We start from the raw sequence: 20,757 nt of genomic DNA, 5'->3' as shown, positions 1-20,757 counted from the left end.
GAAACTATGGCACGCGTAAAAGCGGCGATCATCGGTTCGGGCAATATCGGCACCGACCTGATGATGAAGATGATCAAGTATCCGCAGAACATGGAACTGGCCGTCGTGGTCGGCATCGATGCGAATTCCGAAGGCCTGGCGATGGCCCGTGAACACGGCATCGCCACAACGCACGAGGGGATCGAGGGCCTCAAGGCGATGCCTTGCTACGGCGAGATCGGCATCGCCTTCGATGCCACCAGCGCCTATGCCCACAAGGTGCACGACGAGGCCCTGCGCGCCGACGGCATCCAGGTCGTTGACCTGACGCCCGCCGCGATCGGGCCCTTCACCGTGCCGCCGGTCAACATGCACGCCAATCTCGATGCACCCAATGTCAACATGGTGACGTGTGGCGGGCAGGCGACGATCCCGATGGTCGCCGCGGTCAGCCGCGTTGCCAGCCGCGTTCCTTATGCCGAGATCGTGGCCTCGGTATCCTCGCGCTCGGCAGGCCCGGGCACGCGCGCCAACATCGACGAGTTCACCCGCACGACCGCCAACGCGATCGAGAAGGTGGGCGGCGCCGAAAAGGGCAAGGCGATCATCATCCTCAACCCGGCCGAGCCGCCGATGATCATGCGCGACACCGTCTTCACCCTGTCCGAAGGGGCGGACGAGGACATGATACGCCAGTCGGTCAAGGACATGGTCGCCGAAGTGCAGAAGTACGTGCCCGGCTACCGGCTCAAGCAGGAAGTGCAGTTCGAGCGCTTCGGCGACAACAACAAGCTCAAGATCCCGGGGCGCGGCGAGTTCACCGGCCTCAAGACCATGATCATGCTCGAGGTCGAAGGCGCGGGCGACTACCTGCCCAGCTATTCCGGCAACCTCGACATCATGACCGCCGCCGCCAAGGCAACCGGCGAACTGCTGGCCGAGCGGCGTATGGCCGCCAGGGAGAATGCATGATGGCCAAGTTCGATGTCGCCGCGGGCGAGAAGCTCTATATCCAGGACGTGACCTTGCGCGATGGCATGCATGCGATCAAGCACATGTACGGTCTCGACCATGTGCGCGCGATTGCCGGCGCGCTCGACAAGGCGGGCGTGGACGCGATCGAGGTCGCCCATGGCGATGGCCTGTCGGGCATGAGCTTCAACTATGGCTTTGGCGCGCATACCGACTGGGAATGGCTGGAAGCGGTGGCCGAAGTGCTGGAGAACAGCGTGCTGACCACGCTGATCCTGCCTGGCGTTGGCACAGTCGAGGAACTCAAGCGCGCCTATGACCTGGGCGTGCGCTCGGTGCGCGTGGCGACCCATTGCACCGAGGCGGACGTTTCGAAGCAGCATATCGGAATTGCCCGCGATCTGGGCATGGACGTTTCGGGCTTCCTGATGATGAGCCACATGATCGAGCCCGAGGTGCTGGCGCAGCAGGCTGTGCTGATGGAAAGCTATGGCGCGCAGTGCGTCTACGTGACGGACAGCGGCGGCGCGCTCGACATGGACGGGGTGCGCGAGCGTCTTGAAGCGTATGACCGGGTACTCCAGCCGGAAACGCAGCGCGGTATGCACGCGCATCATAACCTTGGCCTGGGCGTCGCTAATTCGATCGTGGCAGCGCAATGCGGTGCAGTGCGTATCGATGCCAGCCTTGCGGGTATGGGCGCTGGCGCTGGCAACGCACCGCTTGAAGTGTTCATCGCAGCCGCCGACCGCAAAGGCTGGAACCATGGCTGCGACGTCATGGCGCTGATGGATGCGGCCGAGGATCTCGTCCGCCCGCTGCAGGACCGCCCGGTGCGCGTCGACCGCGAAACACTGGCGCTGGGCTATGCCGGCGTCTATTCCAGCTTCCTGCGCCACGCCGAAAAGGCCGCACAGGAATACGGCATCGACACCCGCGCCATCCTCGTCGAGCTCGGCCGCCGCAAAATGGTCGGCGGCCAGGAAGACATGATCGTCGATGTCGCTCTCGACATGATCAAGGAACGCGAAACGCAATGAGCTTCCACCCGGCGTGTTGGTCCACAAGTACGCCGGGCAGATTGAAAATACTGGGAGATATGAAATGGCATTGGATCTGTTCAACGATTATACGATGACGATTGACGGCAAGGCCGAGACGGCCGCTGCTACGATCGAGGCCCACAACCCGGCGACCGAGGCAGTGATCGCCCATGTTCCCGATGCGAGCCGCGAGCAGCTTGACGCAGCGGTCGCCTCCGCCAAGGCGGCTTTCCCGGCCTGGGCCGCGCGCCCGGTTGAGGAGCGCCAGGCGCTGGTCGCGAAGATCGGTGAAGTGATGCAGGAACACGCCGAGGAACTCTCGCGCCTGCTGACGCTGGAGCAGGGTAAGGCCAAGGCCGGTGCCGACTGGGAAATCGGCGGCTCGATCGCCTGGTGCGGCGGCATCGCCACCCAGTCGCTGCCCGTGCGCATCATCGAGGAAGACGAGCACCGCACGGTCGAGATGCGCCATGTGCCGGTAGGCGTCGTCGGTGCGATCACGCCGTGGAATTTCCCGATCCTGCTGGCGATCTGGAAGATCGCGCCAGCGCTGGTGGCCGGCAACACGATGGTGCTCAAGCCCTCGCCCTATACGCCCCTGTGCACGCTCAAGATCGGCGAGATGCTGCGCGGTGTCCTGCCCGACGGCGTGCTCAACGTGGTTTCGGGCGGCAACGACCTTGGCGCCTGGATGACCGGACATCCCGATATTGCCAAGATCAGCTTCACCGGCTCGACCGAGACGGGCAAGAAGGTGATGCAGTCGGCCTCATCCAATCTCAAGGGCATCACGCTGGAACTGGGCGGCAACGATCCGGCAATCGTGCTGCCCGATGTCGATCCAAAGCAGATGGCCAAGGAACTTTTCTGGGCCGCCTTCCAGAACAGTGCGCAGTTCTGCTGCGCAGCCAAGCGCCTCTACATCCATGACGACATCTACGATGAACTGCGCGACGAACTGGTTGAATATGCGCGCACCGTGAAAATGGGGGACGGTTCGCAGCAGGGTGTGCAGCTCGGACCAATCCAGAACAAGATGCAGTTCGAGAAGGTGAAGGACCTGCTCGCCGATGCGAAGGCCAACGGGTACGAGGCCGTGCTGGGCGGCGAAGTCCCCGAGGGCGCTGGCTACTTCGTGCCGGTGACGATCTACGACAACCCGCCTGAGGATGCGCGCGTGGTCAAGGAAGAGGCATTCGGCCCGGTTCTGCCGCTGATGCGCTTCACCGACATCGAGGACGTGATCGCCCGCGCGAACGACACCGACATGGGGCTTGCCGCATCGGTATGGTCGTCGGACTGGACAAAGGCCAAGGCCATCGGCGAGCGCATCGAGGCCGGTGTCATCTGGATCAACGAAATCCACACCTTCTCGCCCTTCGCCAGCTTCGGGGGGCACAAGCAGTCGGGCATCGGCGTGACCAATGCTCATGAGGGTCTGGCCGAGTTCACCAACCTCCAGACCATCAACACGCGCAAGGAACCCGCCGTCACCATCGCGTAACGGCCAGCAAGGCAGGACGGCATCCGGTCGCCCTGCCCTTTCCCTTCCCGGCGATCGAGCCGCGGCTGCCCCGTACCTTTCGCAAGGACGGGGCATTGCCGGTGATAGAGCTTTCGCTCGACCACCTTTTTGAAATGATTGAAAGGCGAATGTCGCGATGAGCGCAGATGCAAATCCGCTTCTTGGTGTCACCCAGGTATTTCCGCCAGCGCCCAACCCACCGCTGACGCCGGTTGTAGAGACGACCCTGGGGCGCGTGCAGGGCCTGGTCGCCGCAAATGGCGTCAATGCCTATCGCGGCATACCCTATGGTGCCACGACCGGCGGCACCAACCGCTTCCTTCCGCCCAAACCGCGCGAACCCTGGACGGGCGTGCTTGACGCGAGCGAATATGGCCCGATGTGCCCGCAGCTTCCCGGTCTGCTGCCCGGCACGATTTCGGAGGACTGCCTCCGGGTCAACGTCTGGACGCCCTCCGTCGAAGGCTCGCGCCCGGTCATGGTGTGGTTCCACGGCGGTGCCTGGTATGGCGGCTCGGGCATTGTCTTCGGCGATGTCGAATCCGGCCCCGGCGAACTCGTTGCCGATGGCGATGTGGTCGTCGTCAGCATGAATCATCGCCTGAGCCTGTTCGGCTACCTCGCGCTGGGCGAGGAATTCGGCCCCGAATATGCTGACGCCGCCAATGTTGGCATGCTCGACCTCGCCGAAGCACTCAAATGGGTGCGCGACAATATCGCCAACTTCGGTGGCGATCCTTCAAACGTCACCATTTTCGGCGTTTCCGGCGGCGGTGCGAAAGTTTCGCATGCCTTGGCGATGCCCGCGTTCGAGGGGCTATTCCACAAGGCTGCAATCATTGCCGGTCACGACTTGTGGAAGCGCAATTCGCGCGAATCCGCACATCGGCACACCGATCAGTTCCTGCGTCACCTGGGCATCGCAAACGGCGATATCGCCGCGCTGCAGGACATCAACTCTGCAAAGCTCATCTATGAATTGCAGGAGATGTCGAAACAGTCTCTGCCCGATCCCGAATGGGGCGTGCCAGGGTACATCTACTACGATCACCTTGCCCCTTCCTTCGACGGGGACAGCCTGCCTGCCCGTCCGATCGATGCCGTGGCTGCCGGAGCGTCATCGAATGTTGCGCTCATGCTTGGCGCGGCGCGCTACGATCACTGGCTGCCGATGCTCAAGGCCCCTGCCAATTTCGGCAAGCTCACTTTTGAGGATATCGCTCGCGAGGCCCGTCCCTACCTGACCGACAATACCGATGCGGTGATCGCAGCCTATCGCGAAAGCTATCCCGGCGCGACGCCCTCCACCCTGTTCGCGGACATGATGACCGATCAGGACTGGTGGCTCCCCCACGTACGGATGGCCGAGGCGAAGTTCGCGGGTGGCGGCACACCGGCATGGTTGTTCAGCGACTTCCTCAACTTCGACACGAAGACCATTGCCGCGGTCTTCGGGCCGAACGAGGTGGTGGCCAAGTCGGGCCAGCAGCAAGTGCGCGATGCCTTCGTGAATTTCGCGCGTTCGGGCAATCCGAACGGTGGCTGCGTACCGGGATGGAGGCAGTTCACGGCTGATAACCGCCAGGCGCTGCGCTTCGACTATGATTCGCAAATGGTGCCGGCTTGCCCTCCGGCGATCGACAAAGCGTGGGAAAACCTGCGCTGATGCCCAAGAAAACGCCCCTTGCCACGAAATTGGCAAGGGGCGTTTTTTTTCAAGCCCGGTCAAGCCAGGGTACCGGGCGGCGGCAATAGCGACTAGTGGCCGATTTCGGCCGCTGCGGGATAGATCATTTCCACATCGCTGTCAGCAATCTCGATCCCCGCCTTGCGTATCGCGAGAGCAGCCATCGGCCCCATGATCTGCGCGGGAGCAAGACACGTCGGGCACACATCCCCGATGGGCTGAATCTCAACCGAGACCCGCCCGCCTTCGAGCGGCGTGGTGATCACGTTGTAGCCCTCGGCGACAAGCCCTGCACTGAAGCCGCTGATCGCCTGCTCCAACTGAGCCTTGTCCAGCATGGGCCGCTGTGCTGCAGCGCCAAAAGTGTCGACAGGCCGGGTAACCGCCAGAGAGTGCGAGAAGCCAGGCAGCATTGCCGAGTGCAGCGATCCTTCGGAACCGCACACTATGATGTTGAGGTCCGTCGGAGCCTGGAGCAGTTGCACGAAGCCCTTCTCGTCAGCACGATGGGCAATACTCTTGGCGTAGACGGGCGGGAATTCATCCAGCGAAAGCCCGGCCTTTTGCCAGATGAGCTGTTCGACTTCGGTGATATCGGGGTGCTCGTTCGCCACGATCGTGGCCCAGACCGGGTTGAGCGCGATCGTGAAATCGGAAAAGCGCGTGACCGCCAAAAAAGCATTCGCGCCCATGTAAGCGATCGAACGCGCCAGCATGGTGAGGATTGCATCGGCCGTATCGGCGAAGGTATCAACGATATTGGCCGTGCCCATCATCGGTATCACGGTGACGGCATCGCCGGAAACCCCGCGACGTTCCGCGAATGGAGCCCAGGGAGATTTTTCCTCCCATTCGCCCATTACCATTCCGCACACTCGCGCGGGTTGGCCGAAGACCGATTGGGAAGTCGTACCGCCTTCCTGTCCGCCAACATGGCGCATGATCAGACGCAGTGTGCGCCCTATCGCAGGAGCAGTGCTGCGCATACCGCCAAACACACTATGGGACATCGGCAAGCCAAGTTCATGGCGCATCGGACCGTTGACAATCAGGCCCTCAACCACCGGCGCAGTCGTCGAATTCACGCTGGAAAGCGCGAAATCGCCATCGCCCATCGCACGCAGTGCTGCGATGAGCAGGGGCATCGCCGCTTCGGGCGCCCCGGTCATGGCCGCATTGATCGCAACATTCTCTACCGTGCAATCGCTAAAACGCGGCGGGACGTTACACACAACAGTATCGGCGGAAATACCTGCTGCATCGATATAACGTGCCACGACCTCGGGCGTAGGCGGAAGCAAGGGCAGACCATCACCCCAGCCGATCTCCCACGCCTCGCGGTTGAAGGCATGCGCGTCCAGATCCACTTCGATCCGCTCACTGGAAAAATCAGGCAACTTGCTCATGCATAGACCTCTGCGCCCAGATAGCTGAGCATGGATTCATAGTTATCGCGCGCGATCTGCCTGATCTTCTCCTCGGGCAGACCTTCAAGCGGGTACGGCAACGGTGCGATGCGGATTTCGTCGCGCCCGCCCTGGTTCGCAAGAAGCTGATTGAACTCCACGAACTGGTCAGTCGAGACCACGACCGTCGGAATATCCTTGTCGAGCGCGCGCAAGGCGTCGTGTATCACCCACTGGCTGCACGCGCCGCAATTGGACAGGCCGACCACCACGCCATCCACTTCGGAAAGGAACTGATCAAGCTCGGAGAGCATCTGCTCCATCTGCCTGCCCGTGGGAGCATAATGGCGCCAGTAGCGCACCTCGGCGCCATCGCGCTCAGCCAGTTTGGCCCATTCGTCGGTCACTGCGTCCCAGCTGGTCCAGTAGATATCCCGACGCAGACCCAGCACCTTACCGCTGAGCGGGCCAAGCGGGGGACCGGCCGGATTGTCGGGAGCCTTGAGGCGTACCACCGGATCAAGCACATAGCCCTTGGTCATCGCGTTTCGCTCCTGTTCTTGTTTTGCCATTGCACCATTCAGAGCGCCCACTGGATATGCTGGGTCTCGAAAAAGGCCTCGATACCGTCTTCACCGAATTCGCGGCCAATACCGCTTTGCTTCCAGCCGCAGATCGGCACATCGCACCGGATCGGGCCACCGCCATTGATCGTCACGGTGCCGGCCTTGATCTGCCTGGCAACGTCGATGCAGGTATCAAGATCGGAACCCCACACCGATCCTGCCAGCCCCATCTCCGTTTCGTTGGCGATTGCAATCGCTTCCTCGACCGTGGCATAGAACATGACAGCAGCGACTGGACCGAAGATCTCCTCGCGGCAGACCTTGGCGTCATTGGTCACACCGCCGATAAGGGTCGGGTTGACATAGAAACCCTTGTCGATGGGCGGACGACCGCCACCCGCGATGATGTAACCACCTTCGGCAAGGGCGGATTCGACGTAGGCTTCGATCTTGTCGCGGTGGGCCGCCGAGATTACCGGCCCCATCACGCTGCTCTCGCTGCGCGGATCGCCCACGACGACGGTCTCGTACATGCGCCGCGTCAGCTCGATAAAGCGGTCCTTGAGCGCCTCGGGCACCAGCAGCCGCGTCGAAGCCTGGCACGCCTGCCCCGAATTGCGGATATAGCGATAGTGCAGCGGCTGGATGATCCGTTCGAGGTCGGCATCCGGCAGGACGATCGCAGCCGACTTGCCACCTAGCTCCAGTACCACGCCCTTCAGGCTGGAAGCGGCCTGCGCCATCACGATCCTGCCGATCGGCGTGGATCCGGTGAAGGTGATCCGGTCCACCTCACCACTCTGGCACAGGGCCTGCGCCACATCGACGCCGCCTGCCAGTACGTTGACAACGCCGTCTGGGAAGCCTGCCTCGCGCACCAGACGGCCAAGGATCAGGGTGGAGAGCATGGTCTGCGCCGACGGCAGCAGCACCACCGTGCAGCCGGCCGCCAACGCGGCACCAAGCTTGGCCGCGGCCATGAAGATCGGGTAGTTGTAGGGTGCGATGGCAGCTACGACACCGGCAGGCACCTTCCTGACAAGGCTGGCGCTTGGCATCGGCGGCGCGGTATCTTCGGGACGGCTGGTACGGTCCTTCGTCGCCATGTCAGCATTCCAGCGCAGGAAGCGAATGCCCTGCCCCAGCTGGAGCGGACCTGCCACAGACACGACTGCCCCGACATCCTCGATGATCGAATCTGTCATCTCTTGCGCGTTTTCTTCGAACAAGTCGGCTAGGCGATGAAGTGCCGCCTTGCGGATTTCGCCATTACGCGACCATTCGGTGGTTGCGAAGGCCCGACGGGCGGCCTGCGTGGCCTGGGCCACCTGCTGCAATGATGCCCCGCGTACCTGGGTGAGGACGTCCTCGGTCGAAGGGGATTGCGCGATAAGCGTTTCTCCTTCGCCATCGACGAGTTGGCCGTCGATGAGCAACCGCGTTTCCCACCGATGCTCAGCTACGGATGCAAATGCGGCCTCAGGCCCTGCTCCCAACATAGATATCCACCATTGTTCTTGCGGACTTCTGGCGCGGGGCATCAGTCCTGTTCTTTCTGGAATTGGCGCATCGCGCAATGGCCTGGCGCAAACCGCTCCTGCACCGACCAGTCGCATCTTAGCGAAAAATCCGGAACAAGTCGCGGATATCGGGCGCAATTTCAGAAATCATAAAGGCGATCCGGAAATCACCATCCTGATTGCTGCTTCGTCATGAAACCGCGCAAGACGACGTGAAGCTTTCGGCCTCATTGGGGTCGCCCTCACCGCGATAAACCGGCATGCAGGGATACAGATATGCCGGGCGCGTAGCAATACGTTCAAAACTGTCCCGGTCAAACCGCTCGGCCACGATCATTGCGGGAGCCTTGTCCTGCTCAACCCACTCCATCAGCGCAATCATCGCTGATGCGTTGGTAAGGCCAGGCCCGCGATTGATGCAGAAAGCATGGCCATCCCCCTCGGTCAGAAAGAACCGCGCGAATGGAACGGTCGCCGCATGGCCGCCCATCTTGGCCAGAACGCTCTCGTAGTAGCTGATGCACCCTTGCGATGGCAGAATGTCGTCATCAGCACCCTGGGTCAGCAACAGTTTTGCGCCACTTGCCGCCAGCCCGGAAAGATCCGGATCGTTGCCCGCTGCGGGCGCGACTTCCGCCAGCCCACTCTCGAACAGCTCGGCATAGCGCTCGAACGTCAGCGAATCCCAGTCGAGCGCTTCATCGTGCGCAGACCAACGCAATTGGGCGAAAGCCAGTTCGAACGGAACGGGCACAAGTTTGCCATCGCGCGTCTCCGTCCTGCACAGCCCGTCCATCCCCCAACTTTGCACGCCAGGGCGCAAGCCGAACCACAAGGGCGTACCGTCGGGCCGGCGCGGCCCATCCCAGATTTCCTGCATGACTGCAGCATCTGCCTCGGTGATGGTCCCCGCTTCGGTCTCGTTACCGACGATGGACCGAGGGTCGAAGGTGCAGCGATCGAAAGGTCCAGCGATCCCATCAGCCAGGCTCCGATCAGGGCACGATGCCGCAGCCCCGTCGCGGAAGGCGTCAAGCTTTGCGTCCGCCAAAGCCACGCCCCGTTCTTTCATGACAAGGGCCGGCCAAATGCCAGAAGCGATGGTCCTGCCCCAGTGTACGGCGGGATCGGCGGCCCAGAAGCCATCGTAGTCGTCAGGGTGATGTTGCGCCTGTGAAAGCGTCATGCGGCCACCACCGGAACAGCCTGCAAGGTAAGAGTAGGCCGGCGGCTCACCATATAGAGCCTCGATGACCGCCTTTGCCACTTTGGTCATCTCGTGGGTCGCCCGATAGGCCCAGCTCAGGATCAGGTCCTCGTTCAGCGAATCCTCGCCTGGAACGATCGCCCAGTCGAAAAAGCGCGCATCGCGGTTTCCACCATCGGTCGTCGCCGAAGCGAAGCCATTGCGGATAGCGTGCGACAGGCGCGGATTGCGGCCCGGCCATGGCGGCTCGCGCCAATAGACAGTCTGGCTGGATCCCCCTGCGGTGCCAAGGTAGCGCCCGTTCCAGACGAGCGGCGCCCAGACGTAGATATGCGCTTCGTGGCCTCCCGGCGTTTCGTAGCGGACCTGAACTTCGCAGAAGTCCGGCAGTTCCTTGTATGGCGGGGGCTTGGGCAGGGTCAGGTTGTTTATCGGCGCCGTCCAGTAGAACGGCGGCTGATATTCGCCATCGCGATTGATCCTGGCCGACATGACTTCAAACGCGCCTAGCTGCGATAGCACCGGCTGCAGGAAATCAATGGTGCATCGCTCGGCGACGCCAGCCACCTCACCAACGCCTTCCATGGACATCCAGTTCTGCCAGTCGATGTGGCGAATCTCACCCTTGAGCAATTCGTCTTTCCTCCTGCGTAAGCGAAATCGCGGCGACCGCCGTTACGGCTTCCCGCGACCTTCAGCCGTTCGCGTTGTCCGTGATCCAGTCGACCATCAATTGCGCGATCTCGTCACTGTTTGAGTTCTGCAGCATCATGTGGCCATTGCCCTCGAAGCCCAGCGCCGTCAGCACCTTGACTTCGGCATGCCCGCCCGCTGCATTGATGCCCTCGGCCATGGCACGATCCTGCTCGGCATTGCTCATCATGGCACCGGGGATGGCGTTGCGTTCTTCCGCCCAGATGCACAAGACGGGCGCATCGACATAGGCCTCGAAATTATCCGTGGGCGGCGCCGCAGGCTCCACGCCGATGACAGCCGCCACGAGGTCGGGCCGCAGACGCAGCGGAGCGAAAACCTCTCCGCCGCCCTGGGAGTGGCCGATCAGGATGGCCGGACCGATCCTCTCCAGCAACGCTACCAACGCTTCATCAACGACCGGACCACCAGCACTGATACCGTGATTACCGGGCAGCGCGAGAGTGAAGTCCGGTACGGTATCCTTGATACCGATCAAGATGTCTTCCTTGGTCGTGAGCGTGCCGAAGCCCCAGCTTCCCGCTTCCAGCACTTCCGTACAAGCCGGGCTATGAATCTCCGGGATCAACGAAGCGTCGCCCTCAAGCGCCGCGCGGTTGATCGCCGTCGGGTTGAAACCCGACCGTCCGCGCCAAGGTTTGTCGACCCAGTACGTATCGAAACCGGCTCGCACGAAGTAATTGGCCCAGCCCTCATTACCGTCGGGCTTGGTCTCGAAGCATTTACCCGTACATCCGCCACCATGAACAAACACGACCGGGTACTTGAACTTCTGCTTGGCCGGCTTGACGAACTGGACATACATCTGGTCCACCCAGATTGTCCCGGGAAACCCTTCGGTCGCGGACATGGTAGTCCTGATAACAGCCTTTTCGAGCCTTCCACCGACCATGAAGCTTCCGAATGTCGATACTTCCATCGGCTTCATCTCAGTTCCTTTTTAGCGGCCTGTACGTGCATCCATCCGAAAAGGATGCGAAAAATTTGCTGCCTGCCGTTCCCGGTCGAGTGATATCGAATCCGCACCCGGATCTCGCCCGATTTGCTAAACCCAATGGTTTGCGATCCGCAAACCCGGTTTCAATAGTTGAAGGTCAAATCGACGCCGAAAGTCCTGGCCGGAGTATAGCTTCCCACTGCGAACAACGGCGTGTTCGGCGTGGAGAAGCTGATGCCGCCCGGTGCTACGGGACCATCCGCATCGCCAAGGTTCATCACCCATGCCGAGACATCGACGGTGTGATCGCCAAGCGCGATGTTGCGCAAGGTTGCCCGGGCATTGACCACCCATTCGGACGGTGTCGTGGCCACACCCTGATACGCTGCGGGGATCGGCTGATATTCGAAGTTGTTGTAGGCACTGTGATACGTGCCGGAAAGGCGGAACATCAGCGTCGTGTCATCGAACAGCGGTAGCGTTTCATAGGTCGCACCAAGGTTGGCCGTCCAGTCCGGGCGACGCGCCAGCACATAGGGGCCGGAAGCGGTGAGCAGCGGATTGATGTTCTTCAGCTTCATGTCGGTGTAGCCGACCGAGCCGTTGAGCGTCAGGCCTTCGAGCGGAGTGGCGGTAATTTCGCCTTCAAAGCCCTTGGTCTTGAGATCGCCCGCCGAACCGATGCAGGTCACGCCGGTGGTAATGCCGATGTTGAAGCACGCGGTCGCGAACTGTTCGTCGGTGTAATCGGCCTTAAACAGGGCGACGTTCAGGCGGACACGGCGGTCAAGCAGATCCCCCTTGAAGCCCAGTTCCCAGGAGTCGACAACGGTCGGCGCAAAGTCCAAGCCGCTGAGATTGCCGCCCGAGACATAGGCATTGGCATACTTGCCATAGACGAGAACGTCTGGGTTGATCTTGTAGTTGACACCCAGCGAGTATGAAAGACGCGTGTCGGAATACTTCGAAGTATTGGCCGTCACACCATCGGTCGATGTTGACTTCTTGTCGTTGGTCAGACGGATTCCACCAATCAGGTCCAGGCTATCGGTCGCATGCAATTCGACCTGAGTGTAGCCGGCGAGCGACTTGTTGAGCGCGCGGTTGGTTGCATCGGCAAGCGGGCCCTGCGGAATTACGCCGCCCGGAATGATCGCCAGAGCCTGGGTAGAAGCCTGCCCCGGTTCGCCACCAAACGTGGTGCGGACATGAACATAGAGCGCACCGGCCGTCACAGTCACCAAGTCGGAGCTGTAGTTGATCTGCAATTCGTCCGACCACTGCTTGGCGGTTGAAACCACGCTAGCATCGAAGATACGATAGGATTCGCCGATCAGGCTGTCGAACGTACCGGCAGGGACGCCTGAGATCAATTCGAGGAAGCCGGCGTAAGCAGCGTTGACCTTGAGGCCACCCATGCCCTGCGCGAAGTTCGAATAGAGGCTGTTCTTGCGCAGGCCGAACACGTTCTTGATCGAAAGCTGGTCGGTGATGTCGTACGTGGCCGTCAGGTTATGGCCATGTGCGCGCTGCTTGGAAAGCGTCGCCCAATCGGCATTGATGGCATCGGGACGATGCAGGCCGGACAGCGGGAACGGGTTATCCGCATACATCGAAGCGATCAGGTCACCGAAGGGCGAACCCATCGATTCAGGCGTGAACTGCAGGATACCGTTCGCTTCCGGCGTGAACTCGCTGTCCATCCAGTCGAACTTGTAGACCATCTTGAACGAATCGCTGGGCTCGAATTTCAGCTGAGCAAAGACGCTTTCCTTGTTCGAGCTGCCCAGCCACTCTGGAGAGACCGCCACGCCCTGACCACTGATGTCGGAAGTGCGATCCCAGACTGTCCCCGCGCCAAGGTTGCGCACATCACCACGACGTTCGTTGTGGGTATAGCTGATGGATGCGCTGAACGGGCCGAACTGCGGCGTATCGATGCGGGTCGAGGTACGGAACTGGTCGTAGTTGCCCACGCTGATAGTGCTGCGCGCATCAAATTCACCTGCCGGATCGGCGGTAATGATGCTGATCGCACCGGCCGTCGAGTTGCGGCCGAACAGGGTCCCCTGGGGACCACGCAGAACTTCGATACGCTCAATGTCGGGAAGTTCCAGCGCCGTGCCCAACGTACCGCCAAGCCACACACCATCTAGATAGATCGGCAGCGCAGTATCCTGACCGGGGAATGGCGCGGTTACCAGTTCGCCACGCATCACGATCTGCGGCGCGTTGTTCGAGCGGTTGGCCATGAAGGTGACGTTCGGCGCGATCGAGCCGAGATCGTTGATCGAAGTGATGCGGTTGGTCTGCAGCGCGGTCTGCGACAGGGCGGTGATGGCGACCGGCACATCCTGCAGGCTCTGCTCGCGCTTTTGCGCGGTCACGATGATTTCCTCAATCTGTCCGGAGTTATTGTTGTTCGTTGATTGCGCACAGACAGGCGAGGATATTGCCATTGCCCATGCGATTGCGCCAATCGAACCCGATGCCCTGAATGTCGACATCTCTTCCCATCTCCCAAACCATGTTTTTGCGACGGTAAGAAGAGCTTCCAGTTCTTCCAGAAAGCTATCCACTACCCTTGAGCCCAGTAGCTCTCTCATTTCATTTCGCACAATATCGATCGACATCGGATTGCGCACAATCGCAGACGTGGGCGGCGTGCAATAATTTTCATCACATATGCGAAGATGGTTCGTGCAGTCCTTGAGCCAACACGCGGGACAGGGATCAATGGCATCAACAATCCCGCAGCTTGATTAAGGCCTCCAGGCGCGCACCTTCACAGCCGGCTGGCAAAGCGACGACTTCAGATGACATAACTAGCGATCATGTCCCCAAGGGGCGTCCTGATTCGATGACATTGATATCGTTATCAACGATTTCTTCGCTTGCACGTACCGAACCATAGGGGCGTTCGAGCCATCGCGACGCATGTGATTGCCCATCAATGCAGATCGCGTTGACATCGTCCTGCAACTGCATGTCAGCCAAACTGTAACGATCACGCATGCGCAGATAATCACCCCAAGTGGGGCACTGGTATCGCTCCAGCCACACACGTGGCTCGGCGATGTTGCGAGAAAGCGACCAGTTGAACGCTCCGATTCTCAAGCGCGCGCGACGCAACTTGTTCATTGCCTTGTAAAACTCACGGGCCAGGTCAGGATCGACCTTGTAAGTAACCTCGATGACGACCGGCCCGGAACGTCGCGTGATTGACATGCCCACATTCATGGCTCCGCGCGGCTCGATCTCGTCATTGGACTCTTCGCCGATATTGGGCAACCGGAACCGGAAACCGATGGCCATGCTGGCGATCGAACAGATACCCGCGATGGCGAAGGCAGGGCCAACGCCGAGTCTGTCGGCCAGCGCCCCCCATGTCAGGGCACCGATCGCGATCCCCCCTGTCATGGCAGAGGAAAACAGCGAAAGCAGGCGCGCCACCACCCATCTTGGCGCAGACATCTGGATCGTCACATTCATCAGCGCGGCAATTAGGATATAGAAAATCCCAAACATGAAGATGAGCACGGTGGTGAGAACAAGCCAAGGGCTGAGGCCGACCCCGATGATGACCAGCCCTGCCAATACCACCAGTGCCCGTATGGCTTTCTCATTCTCATATCGCTCACTGATCCGGCTGACGAACATGGCGCCACCTATTGCACCGATACCCTGGGCGCCTAGCAGAACGCCCAGCACGAAGGCGCTTCCTCCGAGGATATCTTTCACCACCAGCGGCAGCATTGCCTGGATGACCGCGTTCGTAGCAAACCCAAAGGCGAAGGCACGCAAGAGCACTGCCCGGACACCGGGAGAATGAATGGAATAACGCAATCCCGAATAGATCGCACGATCGATCCGTTCGGGCGGCAAACGAGAAAGCGTAGTCTCGCGCTTCCAGGTCAGGAATGCAAGAAATAGCGGCACATAGAAGAGCGACGTGAAGACAAACACCGCCTTGGCGCCCCATGCCACTATGATCGCACCACCAATGGCAGGCCCGAAACTGCGCGCGATATTGTAGCTGATCGATGTCAGGCTAATCGCAGCAGGAAGGTTCTCGCGCGAGACCTGCTCCGAAATGGAAGACTGCCAGGCAGGCGAGAAGATCGCGGTTCCGATGCCGATCATCACGCACGCTGCCAGCAATGCAGCCGGGGTGGTAACTCCGGTATAACTGACGAGCGAGAGAATCGCGGCCGAGACGGACGAGACCACAAGTCCGATCATTGCCAGCTTGCGCCGGTCGAACATGTCGGAAAGCGCACCTGCAGGGAGCGTCACGATCATGATCGGGATCATCATCGCTGTCTGGACGCTGGCCACGAGGCTCGACGAGTCACTCAGGCGCGTCATCTCCCAAGCTGCCCCGACCCCGAAGATGAGTTGTCCGAAATTGCTCAGCAGACTTGCCGACCAGATCCGGCGGAACACTGGCTCGCTCAAGGGGACCAGAGCACCGCCCCGCCGTTCATCACCTTCCGGCGGCTGACGCATGCGCCCCTGCTTCTCTTCCTGCCCAGAGGTCACATCGAAACCCACCGATGATGGAGGCCTTTTCTAGTGCTTAAGCTGTCCAACACTCACCCGCAATCGGGCGAACGGCCCGACCTTTTTATGAAAATTTTTGCATCTGTTAGCTCTACATCGGCGCTGACGTGCAGACTTCCCACTTGTGGCCGTTCGTATTGCATATGCGTTTTTGATTCCAAGCCACACATCGCGCATGAAATTCTCGGCGACCTCGCCCGCAACTGACGTGCATCACAACACTATCTTACGCCATGAAGCCCGCAGCGGCGGAGATCGCCGAAGTGGGGAGAATACGCTTGGAGGAACTGAACGGTAAAGTCGCGCTGGTTACCGGGGCATCGTCTGGCCTTGGAGCCGGTTTTGCAAGTACACTGGCACGGGCCGGCGCTCAAGTCGTCCTCGCTGCACGCCGGGTAAAGAAGCTGGAAGCGACAGCCGAGGCCATCCTGCGCGAGGGCGGCCGGGCCACCACACTTGCGCTCGACATTTGCAACAAGGCCGCCATCGATGAAGCGCTGACACAGCTCCCCGCACTGGACATCCTCGTCAACAACGCCGGCATCGCCCGATCCGCCGCTGCGCTCGACGTCAGTGAGGAAGATTGGGATGCGGTAATCAACACCAACCTCAAGGGCATGTTCTTCACAGCGCAGGCCGCGGCACGCCAGATGCGCGTGTATGGGCGCGAAGGATCAATCATCAACATCGCGTCGATCCTGGGGGTAAGGCAGGCAGGGTCAGTCTTGCCCTACGCGGTATCGAAATCCGGCACGATCCAGATGACCAAGTCCCTGGCTCTTGAAGTCGCGCGCTTCGGGATCCGTGTCAATGCCATCGCGCCGGGCTACATCTCGACCGAGCTGAACCAGGAATTCTTCGAGAGCGACGCAGGCAAGGCCATGCTGCGCCGCATCCCCCAACGCCGCCTGGGCGAACAGCCCGATCTCGACGGGGCGCTGCTCCTGCTCGCATCGGACGCATCGCGCTACATGACAGGCAGCGTGCTGGTCGTCGATGGCGGACATCTCCTCAGCTCGCTCTAGGAAAAGACATGGCAAGCAAGATCTATCCCGACGCGGCAAGCGCGCTCGATGGCCTGCTATTCAATGGCATGAGCATCGCGGCAGGCGGCTTCGGACTTTGCGGCATTCCCGAAACCCTGATCGACGCGCTCGTGGCAGCGGGTACAAAGGATATTACCGCGGTATCGAACAACGCAGGCGTCGATGATTTCGGCCTTGGCAAACTGCTGGACCGCCGCCAGATTCGCAAGATGATCTCGTCCTACGTGGGTGAGAACAAGGAGTTCGAGCGCCAGTTCCTCGCCGGAGAACTCGAAATCGAGTTCAGCCCCCAGGGCACGCTGGCCGAGCGCATGCGCGCAGGCGGCGCGGGTATCCCGGGCTTCTATACCCGCACAGGCGTCGGCACCGCGCTGGCGGAAGGCAAGCCGACGATGGACTTCGAGGGCGAAACCTTCGTTTTGGAACGCGGAATCGTGACCGACATCGCCATCGTCAAGGCTTGGAAAGCCGATCCGTTCGGCAACCTGATGTTCCGCAAATCGGCGCGCAACTTCAATCCGATGGTCGCCACATGCGGGCGGATCACAATTGCGGAGGCGGAAGAGATCGTCAGCCCCGGCGAACTGGAGCCGGACCTGATCCACACGCCCAGCGTGTTCGTCCAGCGGGTCATCCTTGCGACCTGCAACGAAAAGCGCATCGAGAAGATGACCGTCAGCGACCGGGAGACCCTATCGTGAGCAACCAGATCACTGGCTGGACGCGCGATCAGATGGCCGCGCGCGCCGCTGCGGAATTGCATGACGGCTATTACGCAAACCTCGGCATCGGCATTCCCACGCTCGTCGCAAACCACATTGCGCCCGACATCGACATCACCTTGCAATCGGAGAACGGAATGCTGGGTCTCGGCCCCTTCCCTGACGAAATTGACGTCGACGCCGATATCATCAATGCCGGCAAGCAAACCATCACCGAACTGCCCCGTACCAGCTACTGCTCCTCGGCGGACAGCTTCGGCATGATCCGCGGAGGGCACATCCAGCTTTCGGTGCTGGGCGCCATGGAAGTGGCCGAAAACGGGGACCTGGCCAACTGGATGGTGCCGGGCAAAATGGTGAAGGGTCCCGGCGGGGCCATGGACCTCGTCGCCGGCGTCAAGCGCATCATCGTGCTGATGGACCACGTCTCGAAGAACGGGACCCCCAAGTTCCGCAAGTCCTGTACCCTGCCGCTGACCGGTACCAACGTGGTGGACATGATCATCTCCAATCTCGCCGTTTTCGAGCGGCCCGACCGGCAATCGCCCTTCGTGCTGCGCGAACTCGCACCCGGCGCGACGCGCGAAGCCATCGCGGCGCTCACCGAAGCGCACTATCTGGAGGAACTCTCGTGATCGAACCCGTAGCCGGCAGAGCATATGGAATTGCCGACAAGGTCGAAGCCTTCGTACGCGAGACCATCATCCCCTTCGAACGCGATCCGCGCGCGACATCGCACGGGCCGAGCGATGAACTCGTCATGGAAATGCGCGCGCGGGCCCGTGAGGCTGGTGTTCTGACCCCCCATATCCTGGCCGATGGATCGCACCTCACCCAGCGCGAGACCGCCATCGTCCTCCAGCGTTCTGGCCTGTCGCCACTGGGCCCGCTGGCCTGCAACACCATGGCCCCTGACGAGGGTAACATGTTCCTGCTGGGCAAGGTCGCAACGGACGAACAGAAAGCCCGCTTTCTTGGCCCGCTGGTATCCGGCGAGGCCCGCTCGGCCTTCTTCATGACGGAACCGGCAGAGGAAAACGGGGCCGGTTCCGACCCCTCGATGATGATGACGACGTGCGTGCGCGACGGCAACGACTGGGTCATCAACGGCCGCAAGAAGTTCATCACCGGCGCTGACGGTGCCAAGGTGGGTATCGTCATGGCCCGGTCCGAGGACGGGGCCTGCATGTTCCTGACGGACTTGCCCGACCCCGCGATCCGCACCGTGCGCGTGATCGACACGATCGACAATTCCATGCCAGGCGGCCATGCTGTAGTCGACATCGTAGATCTGCGCGTGCCCGCATCTCAGATGCTCGGACAAAGCGGAGAAGGCTTTACCTATGCACAGGTCCGCCTCTCTCCCGCCCGCCTCTCGCATTGCATGCGCTGGCACGGTGTGGCCACCCGTGCCCAGGAAATCGCGACCGACTACGCGAACCGGCGCATGGCATTCGGCAAGGCACTGATCGACCATGAAGGCGTCGGCTTCATGCTGGCGGAAAATCTCATCGACCTCAAACAGGCCGAATTGATGATCGACTGGTGCGCAAGCGTACTGGACACCGGATCGGCCGGCACGATCGAAAGCTCCATGGCCAAGGCATCGGTGTCCGATGCACTGTTCCGCGTTGCCGACCGCTGCGTTCAGGTCATGGGCGGCACCGGCGTGACCGGGGACACCATTGTCGAGCAGGCCTTCCGCGAAATCCGCGCCTTCCGCATCTATGATGGCCCGACCGAGGTTCACAAATGGAGCCTCTCCAAGAAGATCAAGCGCGACTGGAAAGCGGCAAACGCATGACCGACTTGGCGCACGCGAACAGCGGCACCACAGCCGTGCGCGAAGGGTACGAGCTGGACGTCACCGTGCTGGAAGCGTGGCTGCGTGCCAACGTCGAGGATTTTTCTGGGCCCCTGTCTGTCGACCAGTTCCGCGGTGGCCAGTCGAACCCGACCTATCGCTTGTCCACTCCGCGCGCGGATTATGTGCTGCGCAAGCAGCCGCCGGGCGAACTGTTGCGCGGCGCCCATGCCGTTGACCGCGAAGCCAAGGTGCTGACCGGGCTCAGCCGCGCAGGATTTCCGGTGCCGCGCGTCCACGGACTTTGTAACGATGCCAATGTGCTCGGAACAATGTTCTATGTCATGGACTTGGTGGAGGGGCGCATCTTCTGGGACGCCACGATACAGCACGCAAGCCGGGACGAACGCGCCGCGCTGTTCGATGCCATGAATGCGACCATGGCGCAGTTGCACAACGTGGACTACGAAGCAGTTGGCCTGGGCGACTATGGTAAGCCTGGCAATTACTTCGAGCGCCAGATCTCGCGCTGGTCACGCCAATATCTTGCCGACGATCAGGCCGGACGCTACCCGCTGATGGACGAATTAGTGGAATGGCTGCCCCGGCACATTCCGGCAGGGGACGAGACTAGCGTCGTCCATGGCGATTATCGCATCGACAACCTGATCTTCCATCCCAGCGAAGCCCGGGTGCTCGCGGTGCTCGATTGGGAGCTGTCGACCCTGGGCCATCCCGGCGCCGACTTTGCGTACCATGCGATGATGTATCGCATGCCGCCCTACATCGTCGCAGGCCTTGGCGGCGCCAACATCGCGGACCTCGGCATACCGGATGAGAAGGCCTATCTCGACGCCTATTGCATGCGGCGTGGTCTCGACGCGATGCCGGGTTACGATTTCTATGTAGCGTTCAATTTTTTCCGGCTCGCTGCGATTTTCCACGGAATCAAAGGGCGCGTATTGCGCGGCACGGCTTCCTCGGCGCAGGCGAAAGAACGGGTCGCAGTCCTGCCTGAACTGATCGAGCTAGCATGGATGCAGATGGCAAAGGTCTGATCCGGATG

The 20,757-nt window shown here is 61.0% G+C and carries 17 protein-coding genes; 10 read left to right on the top strand and 7 right to left on the bottom strand.

Going from position 1 to position 20,757, the window contains the following annotated elements:
- The first annotated feature begins 6 nt into the window (after positions 1 to 6).
- From LK12_RS17270 to LK12_RS17255, 4 genes are all read left to right on the top strand, one after another.
- Entirely contained in the window at positions 7 to 951 is a 945-nt protein-coding gene (locus LK12_RS17270; RefSeq protein ID WP_039286588.1) for an acetaldehyde dehydrogenase (acetylating), read from the top strand.
- Positions 948 to 1,991, top strand: coding sequence for a 4-hydroxy-2-oxovalerate aldolase (dmpG, locus tag LK12_RS17265; RefSeq protein ID WP_039286586.1), 1,044 nt, complete (start codon positions 948 to 950; stop codon positions 1,989 to 1,991). Before LK12_RS17270 ends, dmpG begins: the two co-directional genes overlap by 4 nt.
- Positions 1,992 to 2,055: 64 nt before the next feature.
- Positions 2,056 to 3,498 carry an aldehyde dehydrogenase family protein gene (locus LK12_RS17260; RefSeq protein WP_039286584.1) on the top strand — a complete coding sequence of 481 codons (1,443 nt, stop codon included), beginning with the start codon at positions 2,056 to 2,058 and terminating at the stop codon, positions 3,496 to 3,498.
- Between the two features lie 157 nt (positions 3,499 to 3,655).
- On the top strand, positions 3,656 to 5,185 hold the full coding sequence (locus LK12_RS17255; protein WP_039286582.1) for a carboxylesterase/lipase family protein: 1,530 nt from the start codon (positions 3,656 to 3,658) through the stop codon (positions 5,183 to 5,185).
- A 92-nt stretch (positions 5,186 to 5,277) separates the two neighbouring features.
- On the opposite strand, the gene LK12_RS17250 is transcribed toward LK12_RS17255, so the two are convergent.
- Genes LK12_RS17250 through LK12_RS17240 form a run of 3 tightly spaced genes read right to left on the bottom strand, consistent with a single transcriptional unit; the run spans position 5,278 to position 8,614 of the window.
- Positions 5,278 to 6,612 carry a hypothetical protein gene (locus LK12_RS17250; protein WP_197063575.1) on the bottom strand — a complete coding sequence of 445 codons (1,335 nt, stop codon included), beginning with the start codon at positions 6,610 to 6,612 and terminating at the stop codon, positions 5,278 to 5,280.
- The gene (locus LK12_RS17245) at positions 6,609 to 7,154 is read right to left on the bottom strand and encodes a UGSC family (seleno)protein (RefSeq protein WP_039286580.1); all 546 of its coding nucleotides are present in this window, start codon (positions 7,152 to 7,154) and stop codon (positions 6,609 to 6,611) included. The genes LK12_RS17250 and LK12_RS17245 overlap by 4 nt, the downstream gene beginning before the upstream one ends.
- Positions 7,155 to 7,192: 38 nt before the next feature.
- Positions 7,193 to 8,614, bottom strand: coding sequence for an aldehyde dehydrogenase family protein (locus LK12_RS17240; protein ID WP_052223537.1), 1,422 nt, complete (start codon positions 8,612 to 8,614; stop codon positions 7,193 to 7,195).
- Between LK12_RS17240 and LK12_RS24970 the strand changes: the two genes are divergently transcribed.
- On the top strand, positions 8,607 to 8,894 hold the full coding sequence (locus LK12_RS24970) for a hypothetical protein (RefSeq protein WP_197063574.1): 288 nt from the start codon (positions 8,607 to 8,609) through the stop codon (positions 8,892 to 8,894). The two genes, LK12_RS17240 and LK12_RS24970, sit on opposite strands and share 8 nt — an antisense overlap.
- On the opposite strand, the gene LK12_RS17235 is transcribed toward LK12_RS24970, so the two are convergent.
- From LK12_RS17235 to LK12_RS17220, 4 genes are all read right to left on the bottom strand, one after another.
- Positions 8,889 to 10,538, bottom strand: a complete 1,650-nt coding sequence (locus LK12_RS17235; protein ID WP_052223536.1) for a tannase/feruloyl esterase family alpha/beta hydrolase — start codon at positions 10,536 to 10,538, stop codon at positions 8,889 to 8,891. The two genes, LK12_RS24970 and LK12_RS17235, sit on opposite strands and share 6 nt — an antisense overlap.
- A gap of 61 nt (positions 10,539 to 10,599) precedes the next feature.
- The gene (locus LK12_RS17230; protein ID WP_052223535.1) at positions 10,600 to 11,547 is read right to left on the bottom strand and encodes an alpha/beta hydrolase family protein; all 948 of its coding nucleotides are present in this window, start codon (positions 11,545 to 11,547) and stop codon (positions 10,600 to 10,602) included.
- A 152-nt stretch (positions 11,548 to 11,699) separates the two neighbouring features.
- On the bottom strand, positions 11,700 to 13,943 hold the full coding sequence (locus LK12_RS17225) for a TonB-dependent receptor (RefSeq protein WP_039286578.1): 2,244 nt from the start codon (positions 13,941 to 13,943) through the stop codon (positions 11,700 to 11,702).
- A gap of 445 nt (positions 13,944 to 14,388) precedes the next feature.
- Entirely contained in the window at positions 14,389 to 16,110 is a 1,722-nt protein-coding gene (locus tag LK12_RS17220; RefSeq protein ID WP_231568397.1) for an MFS transporter, read from the bottom strand.
- Positions 16,111 to 16,352: 242 nt separating this feature from the next.
- Between LK12_RS17220 and LK12_RS17215 the strand changes: the two genes are divergently transcribed.
- Genes LK12_RS17215 through LK12_RS17195 form a run of 5 tightly spaced genes read left to right on the top strand, consistent with a single transcriptional unit; the run spans position 16,353 to position 20,749 of the window.
- Positions 16,353 to 17,144 (top strand): SDR family NAD(P)-dependent oxidoreductase, encoded by a 792-nt coding sequence (locus tag LK12_RS17215; RefSeq protein WP_052223534.1) that lies wholly within the window; start codon positions 16,353 to 16,355, stop codon positions 17,142 to 17,144.
- An 8-nt stretch (positions 17,145 to 17,152) separates the two neighbouring features.
- Complete coding sequence (locus tag LK12_RS17210) at positions 17,153 to 17,866, top strand: CoA transferase subunit A (RefSeq protein ID WP_039286576.1); 714 nt, start codon at positions 17,153 to 17,155, stop codon at positions 17,864 to 17,866.
- Positions 17,863 to 18,522: a 3-oxoacid CoA-transferase subunit B gene (locus LK12_RS17205; RefSeq protein WP_407938170.1), complete on the top strand. Its 660-nt coding sequence runs from the start codon at positions 17,863 to 17,865 to the stop codon at positions 18,520 to 18,522. Before LK12_RS17210 ends, LK12_RS17205 begins: the two co-directional genes overlap by 4 nt.
- Positions 18,519 to 19,691 (top strand): acyl-CoA dehydrogenase family protein, encoded by a 1,173-nt coding sequence (locus LK12_RS17200; RefSeq protein WP_231568396.1) that lies wholly within the window; start codon positions 18,519 to 18,521, stop codon positions 19,689 to 19,691. Before LK12_RS17205 ends, LK12_RS17200 begins: the two co-directional genes overlap by 4 nt.
- Positions 19,688 to 20,749, top strand: a complete 1,062-nt coding sequence (locus LK12_RS17195; protein ID WP_039286574.1) for a phosphotransferase — start codon at positions 19,688 to 19,690, stop codon at positions 20,747 to 20,749. The genes LK12_RS17200 and LK12_RS17195 overlap by 4 nt, the downstream gene beginning before the upstream one ends.
- Positions 20,750 to 20,757 lie beyond the last annotated feature (8 nt).

This window comes from Novosphingobium malaysiense (genome assembly GCF_000802225.1).
Classification (GTDB): Bacteria; Pseudomonadota; Alphaproteobacteria; order Sphingomonadales; family Sphingomonadaceae; genus Novosphingobium; species Novosphingobium malaysiense.
The sequence above is the reverse complement of the archived record's forward strand: the minus strand, read 5'-3'. Positions and strand labels throughout refer to the sequence as shown.

Bases quoted from the DNA above. Each gene is read 5' to 3' on its own strand.
- LK12_RS17270 (WP_039286588.1), top strand. From the start codon at position 7: ATGGCACGCGTAAAAGCGGCGATCATCGGTTCGGGCAATATCGGCACC.
- dmpG (WP_039286586.1), top strand. From the start codon at position 948: ATGATGGCCAAGTTCGATGTCGCCGCGGGCGAGAAGCTCTATATCCAG.
- LK12_RS17260 (WP_039286584.1), top strand. From the start codon at position 2,056: ATGGCATTGGATCTGTTCAACGATTATACGATGACGATTGACGGCAAG.
- LK12_RS17255 (WP_039286582.1), top strand. From the start codon at position 3,656: ATGAGCGCAGATGCAAATCCGCTTCTTGGTGTCACCCAGGTATTTCCG.
- LK12_RS17250 (WP_197063575.1), bottom strand. From the start codon at position 6,612: ATGAGCAAGTTGCCTGATTTTTCCAGTGAGCGGATCGAAGTGGATCTG.
- LK12_RS17245 (WP_039286580.1), bottom strand. From the start codon at position 7,154: ATGACCAAGGGCTATGTGCTTGATCCGGTGGTACGCCTCAAGGCTCCC.
- LK12_RS24970 (WP_197063574.1), top strand. From the start codon at position 8,607: ATGAGCAACCGCGTTTCCCACCGATGCTCAGCTACGGATGCAAATGCG.
- LK12_RS17230 (WP_052223535.1), bottom strand. From the start codon at position 11,547: ATGAAGCCGATGGAAGTATCGACATTCGGAAGCTTCATGGTCGGTGGA.
- LK12_RS17215 (WP_052223534.1), top strand. From the start codon at position 16,353: ATGAAGCCCGCAGCGGCGGAGATCGCCGAAGTGGGGAGAATACGCTTG.
- LK12_RS17210 (WP_039286576.1), top strand. From the start codon at position 17,153: ATGGCAAGCAAGATCTATCCCGACGCGGCAAGCGCGCTCGATGGCCTG.
- LK12_RS17195 (WP_039286574.1), top strand. From the start codon at position 19,688: ATGACCGACTTGGCGCACGCGAACAGCGGCACCACAGCCGTGCGCGAA.